Source organism: Micromonospora parathelypteridis (genome assembly GCF_014201145.1).
Classification (GTDB): domain Bacteria; phylum Actinomycetota; class Actinomycetes; order Mycobacteriales; family Micromonosporaceae; genus Micromonospora; species Micromonospora parathelypteridis.
In genome coordinates this window covers 309009-324939 of sequence record NZ_JACHDP010000001.1, presented here as the reverse complement: position 1 = coordinate 324939, position 15931 = coordinate 309009, and the positions used below count along the sequence as shown (strand labels likewise).

Sequence of the window (15931 nt, the reverse complement as noted above, 5' to 3'; positions counted from 1 at the left end):
GATGACATCGACGTTACGGCCACCACCGCCGGCGCCACCCCGTGCTCCGGCGGAGGCCGCCCGCCCCGCCCCGCGGTCACCGCGACGCCGCCGGAGCTGGCGGCAGGCGCTGCGCCGGGACTGGCAGCTCTACTCGCTCGCCATCGTGCCGCTGCTGTTCTTCCTGATCTTCCGGTACCTGCCGATGATCGGCAACATCATCGCGTTCCGCCGGTTCAAGCCGGGCGGCAGCATCTTCGGTGAGTACTGGGTCGGCCTGCGCTACTTCCGGATGTTCTTCAACGACCCGACGTTCTGGGAGGTCTTCACCAACACGCTGGTGCTCGGGACGCTGACCCTGCTGTTCTGCTTCCCGTTGCCGATCGTGCTGGCGCTGCTGCTCAACGAGGTACGCGCCCGACGATTCAAGCGGTTCGTGCAGTCGGTGTCCTACCTGCCGCACTTCCTGTCGATCGTCATCGTGGCCGCGATGGTCATGCAACTGACCTCGATCGGCGGCGCCGCCAACCAGCTGGTCCAGTTGTTCGGCGGCGACCCCGTGGCGTTCCTGCAACAACCGGGCTGGTTCCGCACCATCTACGTCTCATCCGAGGTCTGGCAGACCGTCGGCTGGGGCACGATTCTCTACCTCGCCGCCCTCACCACGATCGACCAGGACCTGTACGAGGCGGCCCGGATCGACGGCGCCAGCCGGCTGCGGCAGACCTGGCACGTGACGTTGCCCGGCATCCGGCCGACGATGATGACGCTGCTGATCCTCAACATCGGCAGCTTCATGGCGGTCGGGTTCGAGAAGATCCTGCTGCTCTACAACCCGCTGACATATCCGACGGCGGACGTGATCTCCACCTACCTGTTCCGGATGGGCTTCCAGTCCAGCAACTTCAGCTACGCCGCCGCCATCGGCCTCTTCGAGGCGGTGATCGGGTTGATCCTGGTCCTGACGGCGAACCTCATCTCCCGGCGCACGGTGGGGACGAGCCTGTGGTGACTCTCGGTACGAAGAGCGAAGCCCCGAAGACGCGTGGGCCGGTGGACAGCCGGGGTTACCGGATCTTCCGGGTGGTCAACACGATCGTCCTGATCGGCGTCGTGATCGTGACGCTGTTCCCGTTCCTCAACATCGTGGCCCGCTCGCTCAGCGAAGAGGCGTACATCATCGCCGGGAAGGTGACCATCGTCCCGCGCGGGTTCGACCTGACCGCGTACAAGCTGTTGATGTCGGACGCGATGTTCTGGACGAACTACCGCAACACTGTGGTGTACACGGTGGTCGCCACGCTCATCTCGATCGTGCTGACCACCTGTTACGCGTACGTGTTGTCGAAGCCGCAGCTCAAGGGGCGGGGTTTTCTCGTCGGCGTCGCGCTGTTCACCATGTTCTTCTCCGGTGGTCTGATCCCCAACTACGTGCTGGTCACCAGCCTGGGGATGAAGAACACCATCTGGGCCGTGGTGATCCCCAACGCCATCAGTGTGTTCAACCTGCTGGTCATGAAGGCGTTCTTCGAGAGCCTGCCGACCGAGTTGGAGGAGGCGGCGGCGGTCGACGGGCTGAACACGTACGGGATCCTGCTGCGGATCGTGCTGCCGCTGTCGAAGGCGATCATCGCAACGATGGTGCTCTTCTACGCGGTCTCCTTCTGGAACTCGTGGTTCACCGCGTTCCTCTACATGGACCAGCAGGATCTGCTGCCGGTCACCGTGTACCTGCGCAACCTCATCGCGGGCGCCACCAGCGCCGAGTCGGCGGCCGCCGACGCCGACAAGGTCCAGGCCGCCGCCACCCTTCAGGCCGTGACGATCGTGCTCACCACCCTGCCGATCCTGGCGGTCTACCCCTTCGTCCAGCGGTACTTCGTCTCCGGCGTGATGCTCGGCGCCGTCAAGGGATGACGCCGGGCACCGCAACGCTCCACCTCCGAGCCCCACCACCGAAAGGACGAGCCATGCTCCACAAGCCGTGGCGCCGAGTGGCGATAGCCACCGCGGGTCTGCTCGCGCTAACCCTCACCACCGCCTGTTCCGAGGACCCCGGCGAGTCGACGGATCTTTCCGAGAACCGGGTCGGCGCGATGGCCAACTACGGCGTCGGCGACCAGTTCAAGGCCACCGAGGCGCTCTCCTTCTCCACCCTCTACAACAACCACACGTTCTACCCGCTCAAGGAAGACTGGCTGTTCTGGTCCGAGCTCACCAAGCGCACCAATGTCAAGATCGAACCGGTCGCCGTGCCGCTGAGCGACTACGAGCAGAAGCGCAGCCTGCTGATCGGCGCCGGGGACGCCCCGCTGATCATCCCGAAGACGTACCACCCGCAGGAGGACGCCTTCGTGTCCTCCGGGGCGATCCTCCCGGTGAGCGACTACCTGGATCTGATGCCCAACCTCAAGGACAAGATCGCCAAGTGGAACCTCAAGCCGGAGATCGACAACCTGCGGCAGTCCGACGGGAAGTTCTACCTGCTGCCCGGCGTCCACGAGAAGCCCACACAGGACTACACGGTGTTGGTACGCACCGACATCATGCAGGAACTCAACCTCGCGGTCCCGAAGACCTGGGACGACCTGTACGCGGTGCTCAAGGCGATGAAGGCGAAGTACCCGAACGTCTACCCGTACTCCGACCTCTTCAGTAAGCCCAACCCGACCGGCGCCCTGCTGAACATCCTCGGCGCGTCCCACGGCACCCAGGCGGGCTGGGACTACCAGCACGCCACCTGGGACCCGACGGCGAAGAAGTTCAACTACACCGGTTCGTCCGAGCAGTACAAGCAGATGGTCACGTACCTGCACAAGCTCGTCGCCGAGGGCCTGCTCGACCCGGAGAGCTTCACCCAGACCGACGACCAGGCCCGCCAGAAGCTTGCCAACGGCAAGTCCTTCGTGGTCACCGGCAACGCGCAGACCCTGGTCAACAACCACCGGCCCGACCTGGCCAAGACCCTGCCGAACGCGAAGCTGGCCAAGATCCCGCTGCCGATCGGCCCGGCCGGTGAGATCAACCCCTTCCCCCGGCTCGAGAACGGCATCATGATCTCCACGAAGGCGCGGGAGAGCAAGAACTTCGTGGCCATGATGCAGTTCATCGACTGGCTGTGGTATTCGGACGCCGGCATGGAGTTCTCCCGCTGGGGCGTCGAGGGCACCACCTTCACCAAGGACGCGTCCGGCAAGCGCTCGGTCACCGCCGAGGTCGACGTCCTCGGGCTCAACCCGAAGGGCTCCAAGCACCTGCAGAAGGACTTCGGCTTCTACAACGGCGTCTTCGCCTACGGCGGCACCCCGGACCTGGTCCGCGGGTTCTTCTCCCCGGAGGAGCTGGAGTTCCAGAAGGTGATGGACGCCCGCACGCCGAGGCTGGTGGCCCCGCCGCACCCGTTGACCGATGAGGAACGCGAGCAGGCGTCGCTCTGGGAGACCCCGCTGAAGGACTTCGTCACCCAGAACACGCTCAAGTTCGCCCTCGGCCAACGGCCCCTCAGCGAGTGGGACGCCTACGTGGCGGAGCTGAAGGCCAAGAACTCCGAGCAGTACATCGACATGGTCAACAAGGCGTACGAACGGTTCCAGAAGAACAACGGCTGATCAGCGGGGAGTCGGTCGGGCGGTCCACCGCGGCCCGACCGACTCCCCGGCGACCACCACCGGCCGGTGCGACGCGCGCGACCCGCCCGCCCTCCGGCAGGACGACCAGAGGACAGCAATGCGCAACACCGTTCCCGATCAGCCCATCTGCCGCCTCACCGACGCCTGGCGGCAGTGCGTCGGCACCGGCCGTTTCGAGCTGGCCCTGCGCCGCGACTACCAGGACTCGCTGGCCCTCATCCAACGCGACATCGGCTTCCGACACATCCGGGGTCACGGGCTGCTCAGCGACGGCGTCGGTGTGCACCGCCCGTACGAGCACGCGGGTGAGCGTCGCGTACACCACTCGTTCACCTACGTCGACCAGGTCGTCGACGCGTACCTCGAACTGGGCATCCGCCCGTTCGTCGAGTTGGGCTTCATGCCCTCGGGTCTCGCCTCCGGCGACCAGACGGTGTTCTGGTGGCAGGGCAACGTCACGCCACCGAAGTCCTTCACCGAGTGGGCGGACCTGGTCCGCGCCACGGTCGCCCACCTGGTCGACCGCTACGGCCTCGACGAGGTCCGCGGCTGGCCGATCGAGGTGTGGAACGAGCCGAACCTCGTCGCCTTCTGGGCGGGCGCCGACCGCGACGCGTACCACCACCTGTACGAGGTGAGCGCGCACGCGATCAAGGACGTCGACGCGTCGTTGCAGGTCGGTGGACCCGCGATCTCCCCGGGGGCGGATGACTGGCTGATGCCGTTCGCCGAGTTCGTCACCGACCGACGGGTGCCGGTCGACTTCGTCAGCCGGCACGCGTACACCTCGGGGCCAGCCCAGCACGTGCCGTTCGGCACCCACCAGACCCTCACCCCGGCGGCGGAGCTGCTCACCCAGTTCGCCGCCCCGCGCCGGCACCTGACCGGCACCGCGCTGGCGGAGCTGCCGGTGCACATCACCGAGTTCAACTCCTCATACCGCCCGGACAACCCGATCCACGACACACCGTTCCACGCCGCGTACCTCGCACCCGTGCTGGCTGCCGGCGGCGACCTGGTCGACTCGTTCTCGTACTGGACCTTCAGTGACATGTTCGAGGAGGTGGGGATTCCCACCTCGTTGTTCCACGGCGGGTTCGGCCTGCTCACTCACCGCCAGATCAAAAAACCGACCTATCACCTGTACGCCTTCATGGCCCGCCTCGGCGACGAGGTGCTCGCGCGTGGAGACGACCACCTGGTCACCCGCCACACCGACGGCCGGGTCGCCGTGCTGGCGTGGGCACCGGTGGACGTCACCGGGCTGTCACCGGCACCGGACCGGCACCCGCTGGCCCTGTCGATCCCGCTCGGCCCGCCCGCTACGACGTCGGCGTTCCTGCTCCGTTCGTCGGTCAGCGAGGAGGCGGGCAACGCATGGGCGGCCTGGGCCGAGATGGGTCGCCCCCGCTCACCTCGAGCCCGCCAGCTCGACGCGCTGCGGGAGGCCGCCGAGCCCGCCCGGACCCACCGGGCCCTGCCGGTCGCCGCCGGCCGGGTCGAGGTGGACCTCATCCTCAGCCGGCACGAGGTCACCCTTCTCGAGCTGAGCCCGGTGCGGGACGAGACCCCGCCGTGGTGGAACGCCGACCGCCTGCTCGGCCTCCCGGCCGGGACCGACCGGAAGGAGCAATCATGAGCGGCGCCGCCCATGCCTGGCGACAGTTCGGTGACGGGCCACTGTCGCGGATCACCTCCCGCGTCTACATCCTGCTCGTGGTCGAGTTGCTGCTCCTGCTCACCACCCTGCCCGGCCTGCTCCCGTTGCTGCTGCTGGGCCGCGACCCCAGCAATCTGCCGTTGGTGGCGCTCTTCCTGGTGCCGGTCGGCCCCGCGATGTCGGCGGCCCTGTACGCCCTGCGCCACCAGCGTCCCGACCTGACCGAACTGCGGCCCGCCGCCCTGTTCTGGCGCGGGTACCGGGCCAACCTGTCCGGCGTGTTGCGCGTCTGGGTGCCGACACTGCTGTGGCTGACCGTGCTCGCCATGAACCTCGCCTACCTGGGTGCGGTCGGCCTCTCGGACTGGTGGACGGTGCCGCTGGTCCTGCTCGGAGTGGGGGTGACGCTCTGCGCGGCCAACGCTCTGGTGATCATCTCGCTGTTCGACTTCCGCACCCGGGACGTGCTTCGGCTCGCCACGCACTTCCTCGTGCGTACCCCCGGTGTCACCGTCGGCAACGCCCTGCTGCTGGCCGCGGCGGCCGGGATCACCGCGGTCTTCTCCGAGGCGGTGCTGGCGATGCTCGCTTCGGTCGCGGTCCTGGCGTTCCTGCGTATCGGTGACCCGATGATCCACCTGATCGAGAAGGAGTTCACCGGATGAGCCTGCCCGTCACTGCCAAGGTGCCCTTCGGGGGCGACTACAACCCGGAACAGTGGCCCGAGGACGTGTGGAAACAGGACTACCGTCTCTTCGACACCGCCCGGATCGACCTGGTCACCATCGGCGTCTTCGACTGGGCGCTCAATCAGCCCGCCGAGGACGTGTACGACTTCTCGTTGCTGGACCGGATCGTCGAGCGCGCCGGCGCCGAGGGGCGCGGGATCTGCCTGGCGACCGGCACCGGCGCTCACCCAGCGTGGTTGGCGAAGGCGTACCCGGAGGTGACCCGGACCGACTTCGAGGGCCGCAAGCACCGGTTCGGTCAGCGGCACAACTCCTGTCCCAGTTCCCCGGTCTTTCGCCGGCTCTCCACCGAGTTGGCCCGCCGGGTCGCCCGCCGCTACGCCGACAGCCCGGCGGTCGTCGCGTGGCACGTCGGCAACGAGTACGGCGGCGCCTGCTACTGCGCGCTCTGCGCGAACGGCTTCCGTGACTGGCTGCGCAACCGCTACGGCACCCTCGACGAGCTGAACGAGGCCTGGTACACCACCTTCTGGTCGCACACCTTCACCGACTGGGACGAGATCGAGCCGCCGTCGGCGCTGACCGAGCACTGGCGCGGCCCCGACCACACCGCCTTCCAGGGCATCACCCTGGACTACCTGCGGTTCTCCTCCGACGCGATGCTGACCAACTTCCGCGACGAGAAGGCCGCCATCCGGGAGTCCAGCCCGGTCCTACCGGTGACGACCAACTTCATGGGCATGTACCGGCCGATCGACTATCACCGCTGGGCCAGCCACCTGGACTTCGTCTCCTGGGACAACTACCCGCCGGACGACGAGTCGGCCGCCCGGATGGCGCTGACCCACGACCTGATGCGCGGGCTCAAGGACGGCCAGCCGTTCTGGTTGATGGAACAGACCCCGAGCTTCACCGCCTGCCGGGACGTCAACCCGCTGAAGAGGCCCGGCCTCATGCGGCTGTGGAGTTGGCAGGCGGTGGCACACGGCGCCGACGCGGTGCTGTTCTTCCAACTGCGTGCCGCCCGGGGCGCCAGCGAGAAATACCACGGCGCGGTCATCGGCCACGCCGGGCGCTCCGACACCCGGGTGTTCCGGGAGGTCGCCGAGCTGGGCGTCGAACTGGACCGCCTCGGCCCGGCGTCGCTGGGCGCGCGGACCCCGGCCCGGGTGGCCCTGCTGTTCGACTGGGACAGTTGGTGGGCGTTGGAGATCTCCGACGGCCCGTCCCGGCTGGTCCGCTATCAGCAGGTCGTGCTCGCGTACCACCGGGCGCTCTGGGACGCCGGCGTGGACCTGGACGTCGTCGCGGTGACCCAGGACCTGTCCCGCTACGACGTGGTCGTCGCGCCGGCCCTGCACATGCTCAAGGGTGACCTGCCGCAACGCCTGGAGGCGGTCGCCGAGCGCGGCGGTTCGGTGCTGACCACGTACCTGTCCGGTCGGGTGGACGAGAACGACCAGGCCTTCCTGATGGACGTGCCCGGCCCTCTCGGTCAACTGATGGGGGTCCGGGTCGACGAGTGGGACGCGCGCGGTCCGGAGGTGGTCAACCCGGTCCGCCTCGGCGACGGCGCCGACCAGGTCGACGTCGAGGCGCGGCTGCTGTTCGAGGTGGTGATCCCGCAGGGCGCGGAGGTGGTCGGCACCTACCAGGCCGACTTCTACGCGGGCACCCCGGCGGTGACCCGCAACTCCTTCGGTGCCGGCGACGGCTGGTACGTGGCCGCGGGTCTGGACCAGGCCGGGGTCTCCTGGGTGGTTCGGCAGGTGCTGGCCCGCCACGACGTGCTCGGGCCCTACCCGGACGTCCCGGACCTGGAATCCGCCGTCCGGGTCGCGCCGGACGGATCGCGGCTGCTGTTCCTGCTCAACCACCGCGCCGAGCCGATCGAGGTGGCCGCCCCGACCAGTGGCGTCGACCTGCTCACCGGCGACCGGACAGCGACCGGCGCTGCCCTGCGGCTGCCGGCGTACGGCGTCGTCGTGTTGCGGGCGGACGCGTGAACACCGAAGGGTCGGCGGACCTGGAGCAGTTGGTGTTCGTCGAGGAGCAGGAGAGGTCCGACGAGCCGCGCGTACACGCGGCCTGGTTGCCCCCGGAGGCGTTTCGGGCGCTGGGCGCGCGCCGCATCCTCGTCCACGGTCACGGGTTGCTCGTCGACACCGTCCTCGCCGAGGTTTCGCGTGCCTGCGCGCGCTACGGCGGACGGGTGTGGCATTCCCCCTCCTGGGACGTCGACGTCGACCTGGTGCTCGCCCTGCGTGGTGCCGGCGAGCTGCCCAACCCGGCGGTGGAGGCGGCGCGCGCCGTGGGGGAGGCGGCGCTGGTCGAGATCGGCGACGGCGAGACGCTCGGCGACGAGGGGTTCCTGCTGGCGCGGGCCGGCGAGGTGACCGTGGTGGTGGCCGACGCACCCGCCGGCCTGCTGTACGGGCTGTTCCACGTGGTTCGGCTCTGTGCCGCGGCCTACGACCCGGCCCGCCCGCCGGAGCGGCACCGGCCGGCGCTGCACCGGCGGATGCTGAACCACTGGGACAACGTGGCCGTGCACCCGGTGATGGGGCAGGTGGAACGGGGGTACGCGGGCGGCTCGATCTTCTGGTGTGCTGGCCGACCGCGCGGCGACCTTGCCCGGATCCGGGATTATGGGCGACTGTTGGCCGCGAGCGGTGTCAACGCGATCTCGGTGAACAACGTCAACGTCGCCCGGACGGAGGCGCTGCTGCTCACCGACCGGCTCGGTGACGTCGCCGAGATCGCGGACGTGCTGCGCCCGTACGGCATCCGGGTGCACCTGTCGGTCACCTTCGCCGCGCCGGTGGTCCTCGGCGGCCTGGCGACCGCCGATCCGATGGACGAGGCGGTGCGGGCCTGGTGGGCCACCACCACCCGAAACGTGTACGAGCGCATCCCGGACTTCGGCGGCTACGTGGTGAAGGCCGACTCGGAGGGGCAACCCGGCCCGTTCACGTATGGGCGTGACCACGCCGACGGGGCGAACGTGCTGGCGGAGGCCCTCGCCCCGCACGGGGGAGTGGTGCACTGGCGGGCGTTCGTCTACAACCACCACCAGGACTGGCGGGACCGGTCCACCGATCGGGCGCGCGCCGCGTACGACCACTTCGCCCCGCTCGACGGGCGGTTCCACACCAACGTGGTCGTGCAGGTGAAGTTCGGTCCGGTGGACTTCCAGACGCGTGAGCCGGTCTCCCCGGTGCTCGCCGCCATGCCGGCGACCCGGCTGGCGATGGAGTTGCAGGTCACCCAGGAGTACACGGGCCAGCAGCGGCACGTCTGTCACCTCGGCCCGTGGTGGAGTGAGCTGCTGCGCTTCGGCCCCTGGGGTCCGGGTGGACGGACGATCGCCGATGTGGCCACGGGGGAGGCGGGTGGCGGACTTGTCGCCGTCGCCAACACCGGTGACGATCTCTTCTGGACCGGGCACCCGTTGGCGCAGGCCAACCTGTACACGTTCGGCCGGCTCGCCTGGGACCCCCGGCTGGACCCGACGGCGGTCCTCGACGAATGGATCGCGCTGACCTTCCCACCGTCGGCGACCGCCGACCCGGAGCTGGTCGGACGGACGCTGCACGAGATCATGGACGACTCGTGGCGCACCTACGAGCGGTACACCGCCCCGCTGGGCGTCGGCTTCATGGTTAATCCCGGCGACCACTACGGCCCCGGCATCGACGGGTACGAGTACACCCGGTGGGGCACCTACCACTTCGCCGACCGGGACGGTGTGGGGGTGGACCGCAGCCGCGCGTCGGGCACCGGTTTCGCCGCCCAGTACCCGCCGTACTGGGCCCAGGTGTACGAGTCGCCCGAGAGTTGCCCCGACGAGTTGCTGCTCTTCTTCCACCACGTCCCGTACGAGCACGTCCTGCACAGCGGCTCGACCGTCATCCAGCACATCTACGACACCCACTTCGCGGGTGTCGAGGAGGTGGCGGTGATGCGACGGCGCTGGCAGACCCTGAACGGGATGATCGACGCGGCCGTGTACGAGCGGGTGGCCGAACGTCTCGACGAGCAGGTGCGGTCCGCCACCGAGTGGCGCGACCAGGTCAACACGTACTTTTTCCGGAAGTCCGGGGTGCCGGACGAGCGTGGGCGGCGCATCTACTGAACGAGGCCGGCACGTTTCGAGAACGTCCCGATAAAGGCACGCGATCCCCTCGGTGACCCGGTCTGTCGAGGTGCACGGGTGTGCAGGTGGGCACCAAATCGGTTGCGCTGAAAGGTTTCCGGAAGTCTTGACAATCGAGCATTCTCGATTGAAGCTGACTTGGTCACGCGAGCCGCGGTCAGGGTCGGGCGAAGGGCAGTCCTCGACTTACTCCCCTTCCATGCGCCATGTCCACGAGGGATCGCGAACGATGACACTCAAGACAAGGATGCTCGGCGCCGTCATGGCGGCCCTGACGCTGGCCGCCGCCGCGCTGACGTTCGCCACACCGGCGTCGGCGGCGACGCTGACCCAGGTGACCGGCTTCGGCACCAACCCCACCAACCTCCAGATGCACCTCTACGTCCCGGACCGGGTGGCCGCACGGCCGGCGGTCCTGCTCGCGATGCACTACTGCACCGGAACGGGCCCGGCGTTCCACTCCGGCACCCAGTACGCGTCCCTCGCGGACCGGTACGGCTTCATCGTGATCTACCCGTCGGCCACTCGCAGCAGCAAGTGCTGGGACGTGTACTCGCCGCAGGCGTTACGCCGTGGCGGGGGCAGCGATCCGGTCGGGCTCATGTCGATGGTCGACTACGTGCGGCAGCGCTACGCCGTCGACCCGGCGCGGATCTTCGCCACCGGCACGTCGTCCGGGGCGATGATGACCAACGTCATGCTGGGTGACTACCCGGACGTGTTCGCGGCGGGCGCCTCCTTCGCCGGCGTGCCGTTCAGCTGCTTCTCCACCGGGGGCAGCTCCGAGTGGAACAGCGAGTGCGCGAACGGGCAGCTCATCAAGACCCCGCAGCAGTGGGGCGACCTGGTCCGCGGGGCGTACCCCGGCTACAGCGGCCAGCGACCACGGATGCAGATCTGGCACGGCACCAACGACGAGACACTGCGCTACCCGAACTTCGGCGAGCAGGTCAAGCAGTGGACCAACGTGCACGGGCTGAGCCAGACCCCGACGTACACCGACTCCCCGCAGTCCGGCTACACCCGCACGAGGTACGGCAGCAGCGGCCCGATGGCTCCGGTCGAGGCGATCAGCATGCAGGGTGTCTCGCACAACCTGCCGGTCGACGCGGCGCAGGTCATCCGCTTCTTCGGGCTGGACGGCACCACGCCGCCGCCCACCACACCACCGCCGACCACTCCACCGCCCACGACTCCACCGCCCACGACTCCACCGCCCACGACTCCACCGCCCACCACGCCACCGCCCACCACGCCGCCTCCGACGACGCCACCGCCGACCACGCCGCCACCCAGCGCGGGCGCCTGCCGGGTCGGCTACACGGTCAACGCCTGGAACAACGGGCTCACCGCGAGCGTGACCATCACCAACACCGGTACCGCCGCCGTGAACGGGTGGGCGCTGGCGTTCACGCTGCCCACCGGACAGCGCATCACCAACGGCTGGAACGCCCAGTACGCCCCGGCCAGCGGCGCGGTGACCGCCCGCAACGTCTCCTACAACGCCACCATCGCCCCGAACACGTCGGTCGGCATCGGCTTCCAGGCCACCCATGAGGGCGGCACCGGCAAACCCTCGTCGTTCGCCCTGAACGGTGCCGCCTGCTCGGTGGCCTGACCCCCTTCCCATCCACCACCACAGAAGGAGTCGCACGATGACAAGGACGAAGTGGAGGGCGGCATCGAGAGCCGCGCTCGCGCTGGCCGGCGCGGGTGCTCTCGCCGCCGGCATGGCGCTGTTCGCGACGGCACCCGCCTCCGCCGGCACCACGCTCGGCGCGTCCGCCGCCGAGAAGGGTCGGTACTTCGGTACGGCGGTGGCGGCGTACAAGCTCTCCGACAGCGCGTACACGACGATTTTGAACCGTGAGTTCAACTCGGTGACGCCCGAGAACGAGATGAAGATCGACGCCACCGAACCGCAGCAGAATCAGTTCAGCTATGGCGCGGCGGACCAGATCGTCAACCACGCACGGAGCCGTGGGATGAGCGTGCGGGGCCACACCTTGGCCTGGCACTCGCAGCAGCCCGGCTGGATGCAGAACATGAGCGGCAGCGCGTTGCGGCAGGCGATGCTCAACCACGTGACGCAGGTGGCGACCCACTTCCGGGGTCAGGTGGTGGCGTGGGACGTGGTGAACGAGGCGTTCGCCGATGGCAGCTCCGGCGGCCGTCGTGACTCGAACCTGCAGCGGACGGGTAATGACTGGATCGAGGCGGCGTTCCGGGCCGCGGATGCCGCGGATCCGACTGCGAAGCTCTGCTACAACGACTACAACACCGACAACTGGACCCACGCCAAGACGCAGGGCGTCTACAACATGGTGCGCGATTTCAAGGCTCGTGGCGTGCCGATCGACTGTGTGGGTTTCCAGTCGCACTTCAACAACGACTCGCCGTACGTGAGTAACTACCGCACCACGTTGTCGAGTTTCGCGGCGCTGGGTGTGGATGTGCAGATCACCGAGCTGGACATCCAGGGCGCGTCGGCGGCCACCTACCGCAGCGTCGTGGAGGACTGCCTCGCGGTGGCTCGCTGCAACGGCATCACGGTGTGGGGTATCCGCGACAGTGACTCGTGGCGGGCCTCGCAGACCCCGCTGCTGTTCGACAACAGTGGGGCGAAGAAGCCGGCCTACGACGCGGTCCTCGCCGCGCTCAACAACGGCACCGCACCTCCGACGACCACCCCTCCGCCCACGACCCCTCCGCCCACCACTCCGCCGCCGACCACTCCTCCGCCCACGACTCCTCCACCCACGACCCCGCCTCCGGGGCAGGGTGGCTGCACCGCGACGGTGACGGTGAACCAGTGGACGGGCGGCTTCGTGGCGAACGTACGGGTCACGGCCGGATCGTCGGCTCTCAACGGCTGGACGGTGACGATCGGGTTGCCGTCAGGCGCGACGGTCACCAACGCCTGGAGCGCCAACCGCAGCGGTAACACCGGCACGACGAACTGGACGAACGTGGCCTACAACGGCCGGGTCGGCGCCGGGCAGTCCACCGAGTTCGGCTTCCAGGCCAACGGCACCGCCGGCAGCCTCAGCCCAACCTGCGCGGCAGGCTAACGGATCATCGGCCGGTGCGGGGGCGCCCCCGCCCCCGCACCGCCCCTCCGCACCCCCACCCCCACCCCCCCCTCCCGCGGTGATCAAGATGTTTCCGTCACGACACTCCGGGACGGCTGACGCAAATCTCTTGATCACTTGGGGCTCGTGGGGGTGGGGGTGGGGGGTGGGGGTTGGGTCTGGGCGGCGACCAGGAACATTGGTACGACGACGAGGATCCGGTTCGCGCGAGCGCGGTCGGCCTGCTCGGCGAGCCAGGTCTCGTCGTCGGTGATCCGTTTCAACAGGTCGAGCGCGGTGTCGCCGATGAGCACAGCGGTGTGCACCTCGACGATCGGGTCGGTGAACCCGGCGTCGAGCAGCAGGTTGCGATACCTACGTGCGATGCGCGGCGACGGGAGCGAGTCCGCTTTCGCGTGGACCAGCCGACGGGTGGCTTCCGGCTCGTCCGAGTCAATGGCGATCATGTCCCAGTCCTGACCGAGCAGCACGGCCCGACCGCCCGGTGCGAGCACCCGCCGGGCCTCGGCCACGGCACGCGCCGGGTCGTCGAGCGCGTGCAACACCTTGTCCGCCCGGTAGTAGGTGGCCGATCCGGTTTCGAGCGGCAGTTCGGCGGCGTCGCCGACATGGAACTCGCCGGCAGGCCAGCGCTCCCGGGCCACGGCGATCATCTCGGGATCGAGGTCGACGCCGACGGCGTGGGCTCCGCGCTCGGCCAGCTCGGCGACGGCGCGGCCACTGCCACAGCCGGCGTCGACGACGGTTCGGCCAGTGAGGTCGCCGAGCAACTCGTAGGAGCGGGCGCGCAGTTCGACGGCCGCAGGCTCGCTCTCGATGGCATCGAGGAAAGCTAGAAGACTGGACATGCCCGCCATGGTCGGCCTTAATGTCGACATGAAGTCAAGCCCGATGACGATCGGCGAAGTGGCCGACCACTTCGGCCTACCAGCGCACGTACTGCGGCACTGGGAATCGGTGGGCCTGCTCTGCCCCGCCCGGGTCACCGGCGGTCGTCGCCGCTACACCCACGACGACCTGTTCCGGGTGGCCTCGATCCTGCGCGCGAAGCAGGCCGGCCTGCCGCTGCCGGACATTCGAGCGTTCCTCGTCGCAGGCGACCCGGCCGCCCGCAAGGACGTGCTGCGCCGCAATCACGGCGCGCTGCAGGCCAGGATGGCGGCGCTGCGGTCGGCGCTAGATCTGCTTGAGGCCGGGCTGAACTGCTCACACGAGGACATCTCGACCTGCCCGAACTACCGCACCCACCTGGCGGAGCTGGTGGAGGTCGGGGGTAGGGGGTAGGGGCTAGCCGTCGATGCGGGTGATGTTGCGGATCTTGTTGGACGCGTCCAGGGCGGCCACCTTGTACGCCTCGGCCAGCGTCGGGTAGTTGAACACCGCGTCGACCAGGTAGTCGATCGTGCCGCCGCAGCCGATCACCGCCTGCCCGATGTGGACGATCTCGGTGGCGGCGGTGCCGAAGACGTGCACTCCGAGCAGTCGGCCGTCCTCGGGGGAGACGAGCAACTTCAACATCCCGTACGAGTCACCGACGATCTGGCCGCGGGCCAGCTCCCGATAACGCGCGATGCCGACTTCGAACGGTGTCGAGTTGTCGGTGAGCTGCGCCTCGGTCTGCCCGACGAAGCTGATCTCCGGGATGGTGTAGATGCCGATGGGCTGCAGGCCGTGCATCTCCCGGATCGGTTCGCCGCAGGCGTGCTGGGCGGCCAGCCGGCCCTGCTCCATCGAGGTGGACGCGAGCGCGGGGAAGCCGATCACGTCGCCGACCGCGTAGATGTTGTCAACCGTCGTGCGGTAGTTGGCGTCCACCTTGATCCGGCCACGTCGGTCCGCCTCCAACCCGGCGGCCTCCAGCGCCAGGTCGTCGGTCTGGCCCTGCCGGCCGGCCGAGTACATCACCGTGTCCGCCACGATCTTCTTGCCGCTCTTGAGGATGCACAGCGCGGCCGTCTGGTGCTTCTCCACGGCGGCGACCTCCTCGCCGAAGCGGAACGCCACGGACAGGTCGCGCAGGTGGTACTTGAGCGACTCGATGACCTCGTCGTCGCAGAACTCGAGCATCCGGTCACGGCGCTCCACCACTGTCACCTTGGTGCCGAGCGCCGCGAACATCGACGCGTACTCCATGCCGATCACGCCGGCGCCGACCACGACCATGCTGCGGGGTACGGCCTGGAGGTTGATGACGCCGTCGGAGTCCACGATCGTCCGGTCGTCGAAGTCGACGCTGTCCGGGCGGGCCGGGCGAGTGCCCGCAGCAATGATCATCTTGTCGAAGGTCACCCTCGACTCGCGACCCGAGCCGCTGTCGACCCAGACCGAGTGCGCGTCCGCGAAGCGCCCGGTACCGGTGATCATCGCGACCCGGTTGCGGGCCAGTTGATTGCGGATGACGTCGGTCTGTCGGGTGATCACGTGTTGGGTCCGGGCCGCCAGGTCGCTGACCGTGATCTCATCCTTGACCCGGTAGCTGCTGCCGTAGAGGTCACGCTGGCTGAGCCCGGTCAGATAGAGAACGGCCTCGCGCAGCGTCTTGGAGGGGACGGTGCCGGTGTTGATACACACCCCACCGATCATGTCGCGGCGGTCCACGATGCCGACTCGCCTGCCGAGCTTGGCGGCAGCGATCGCGGCCTTCTGACCGCTGGGTCCGGAGCCCAGCACCAACAGGTCGTAGTCATACACGAGCGTTAGCGTCGCAAGATGTCGTGGCCGGCGCC

Annotated in this window: 12 protein-coding genes; 10 read left to right on the top strand and 2 right to left on the bottom strand. The window is 68.7% G+C overall.

Features of this window, described 5'->3' with window-relative positions; genetic code table 11:
- The first annotated feature begins 1 nt into the window (after position 1).
- The 9 genes from HNR20_RS01420 (at position 2) to HNR20_RS01380 (ending at position 13184) form a co-directional block, all read left to right on the top strand.
- Entirely contained in the window at positions 2–991 is a 990-nt protein-coding gene (locus HNR20_RS01420; protein WP_184175710.1) for an ABC transporter permease, read from the top strand.
- Complete coding sequence (locus tag HNR20_RS01415; protein ID WP_229687394.1) at positions 988–1896, top strand: carbohydrate ABC transporter permease; 909 nt, start codon at positions 988–990, stop codon at positions 1894–1896. The genes HNR20_RS01420 and HNR20_RS01415 overlap by 4 nt, the downstream gene beginning before the upstream one ends.
- Before the next feature lie 53 nt (positions 1897–1949).
- Positions 1950–3587, top strand: a complete 1638-nt coding sequence (locus tag HNR20_RS01410) for an ABC transporter substrate-binding protein (protein WP_184175705.1) — start codon at positions 1950–1952, stop codon at positions 3585–3587.
- Between the two features lie 118 nt (positions 3588–3705).
- The gene (locus tag HNR20_RS01405) at positions 3706–5247 is read left to right on the top strand and encodes a GH39 family glycosyl hydrolase (protein WP_184175703.1); all 1542 of its coding nucleotides are present in this window, start codon (positions 3706–3708) and stop codon (positions 5245–5247) included.
- The gene (locus tag HNR20_RS01400) at positions 5244–5933 is read left to right on the top strand and encodes a DUF624 domain-containing protein (protein WP_184175701.1); all 690 of its coding nucleotides are present in this window, start codon (positions 5244–5246) and stop codon (positions 5931–5933) included. Before HNR20_RS01405 ends, HNR20_RS01400 begins: the two co-directional genes overlap by 4 nt.
- A complete protein-coding gene (locus HNR20_RS01395) occupies positions 5930–7963 on the top strand; it encodes a beta-galactosidase (protein WP_184175699.1) in 2034 nt (677 codons plus the stop codon). The genes HNR20_RS01400 and HNR20_RS01395 overlap by 4 nt, the downstream gene beginning before the upstream one ends.
- Positions 7960–10092: an alpha-glucuronidase gene (locus HNR20_RS01390; RefSeq protein WP_184175696.1), complete on the top strand. Its 2133-nt coding sequence runs from the start codon at positions 7960–7962 to the stop codon at positions 10090–10092. Before HNR20_RS01395 ends, HNR20_RS01390 begins: the two co-directional genes overlap by 4 nt.
- Positions 10093–10342: 250 nt before the next feature.
- Positions 10343–11731 (top strand): extracellular catalytic domain type 1 short-chain-length polyhydroxyalkanoate depolymerase, encoded by a 1389-nt coding sequence (locus HNR20_RS01385; RefSeq protein WP_184175693.1) that lies wholly within the window; start codon positions 10343–10345, stop codon positions 11729–11731.
- A gap of 37 nt (positions 11732–11768) precedes the next feature.
- Positions 11769–13184, top strand: a complete 1416-nt coding sequence (locus HNR20_RS01380; protein ID WP_184175691.1) for a glycoside hydrolase family 10 protein — start codon at positions 11769–11771, stop codon at positions 13182–13184.
- A 134-nt stretch (positions 13185–13318) separates the two neighbouring features.
- Here the strand turns inward: HNR20_RS01380 and HNR20_RS01375 are convergent, their stop codons facing one another.
- Positions 13319–14053, bottom strand: coding sequence for a methyltransferase domain-containing protein (locus tag HNR20_RS01375; protein ID WP_184175688.1), 735 nt, complete (start codon positions 14051–14053; stop codon positions 13319–13321).
- Positions 14054–14096: 43 nt separating this feature from the next.
- Between HNR20_RS01375 and HNR20_RS01370 the strand changes: the two genes are divergently transcribed.
- Positions 14097–14489: a MerR family transcriptional regulator gene (locus tag HNR20_RS01370; RefSeq protein ID WP_184175686.1), complete on the top strand. Its 393-nt coding sequence runs from the start codon at positions 14097–14099 to the stop codon at positions 14487–14489.
- 3 nt (positions 14490–14492) lie between these two features.
- On the opposite strand, the gene sthA is transcribed toward HNR20_RS01370, so the two are convergent.
- Positions 14493–15896 (bottom strand): Si-specific NAD(P)(+) transhydrogenase, encoded by a 1404-nt coding sequence (gene sthA / locus HNR20_RS01365; protein WP_184175683.1) that lies wholly within the window; start codon positions 15894–15896, stop codon positions 14493–14495.
- Positions 15897–15931: the final 35 nt, after the last annotated feature.

Bases quoted from the DNA above. Each gene is read 5' to 3' on its own strand.
- HNR20_RS01380 (WP_184175691.1), top strand. From the start codon at position 11,769: ATGACAAGGACGAAGTGGAGGGCGGCATCGAGAGCCGCGCTCGCGCTG.
- HNR20_RS01400 (WP_184175701.1), top strand. From the start codon at position 5,244: ATGAGCGGCGCCGCCCATGCCTGGCGACAGTTCGGTGACGGGCCACTG.
- HNR20_RS01385 (WP_184175693.1), top strand. From the start codon at position 10,343: ATGACACTCAAGACAAGGATGCTCGGCGCCGTCATGGCGGCCCTGACG.
- HNR20_RS01375 (WP_184175688.1), bottom strand. From the start codon at position 14,053: ATGTCCAGTCTTCTAGCTTTCCTCGATGCCATCGAGAGCGAGCCTGCG.
- HNR20_RS01420 (WP_184175710.1), top strand. From the start codon at position 2: ATGACATCGACGTTACGGCCACCACCGCCGGCGCCACCCCGTGCTCCG.
- HNR20_RS01370 (WP_184175686.1), top strand. From the start codon at position 14,097: ATGACGATCGGCGAAGTGGCCGACCACTTCGGCCTACCAGCGCACGTA.
- HNR20_RS01395 (WP_184175699.1), top strand. From the start codon at position 5,930: ATGAGCCTGCCCGTCACTGCCAAGGTGCCCTTCGGGGGCGACTACAAC.
- HNR20_RS01410 (WP_184175705.1), top strand. From the start codon at position 1,950: ATGCTCCACAAGCCGTGGCGCCGAGTGGCGATAGCCACCGCGGGTCTG.
- HNR20_RS01405 (WP_184175703.1), top strand. From the start codon at position 3,706: ATGCGCAACACCGTTCCCGATCAGCCCATCTGCCGCCTCACCGACGCC.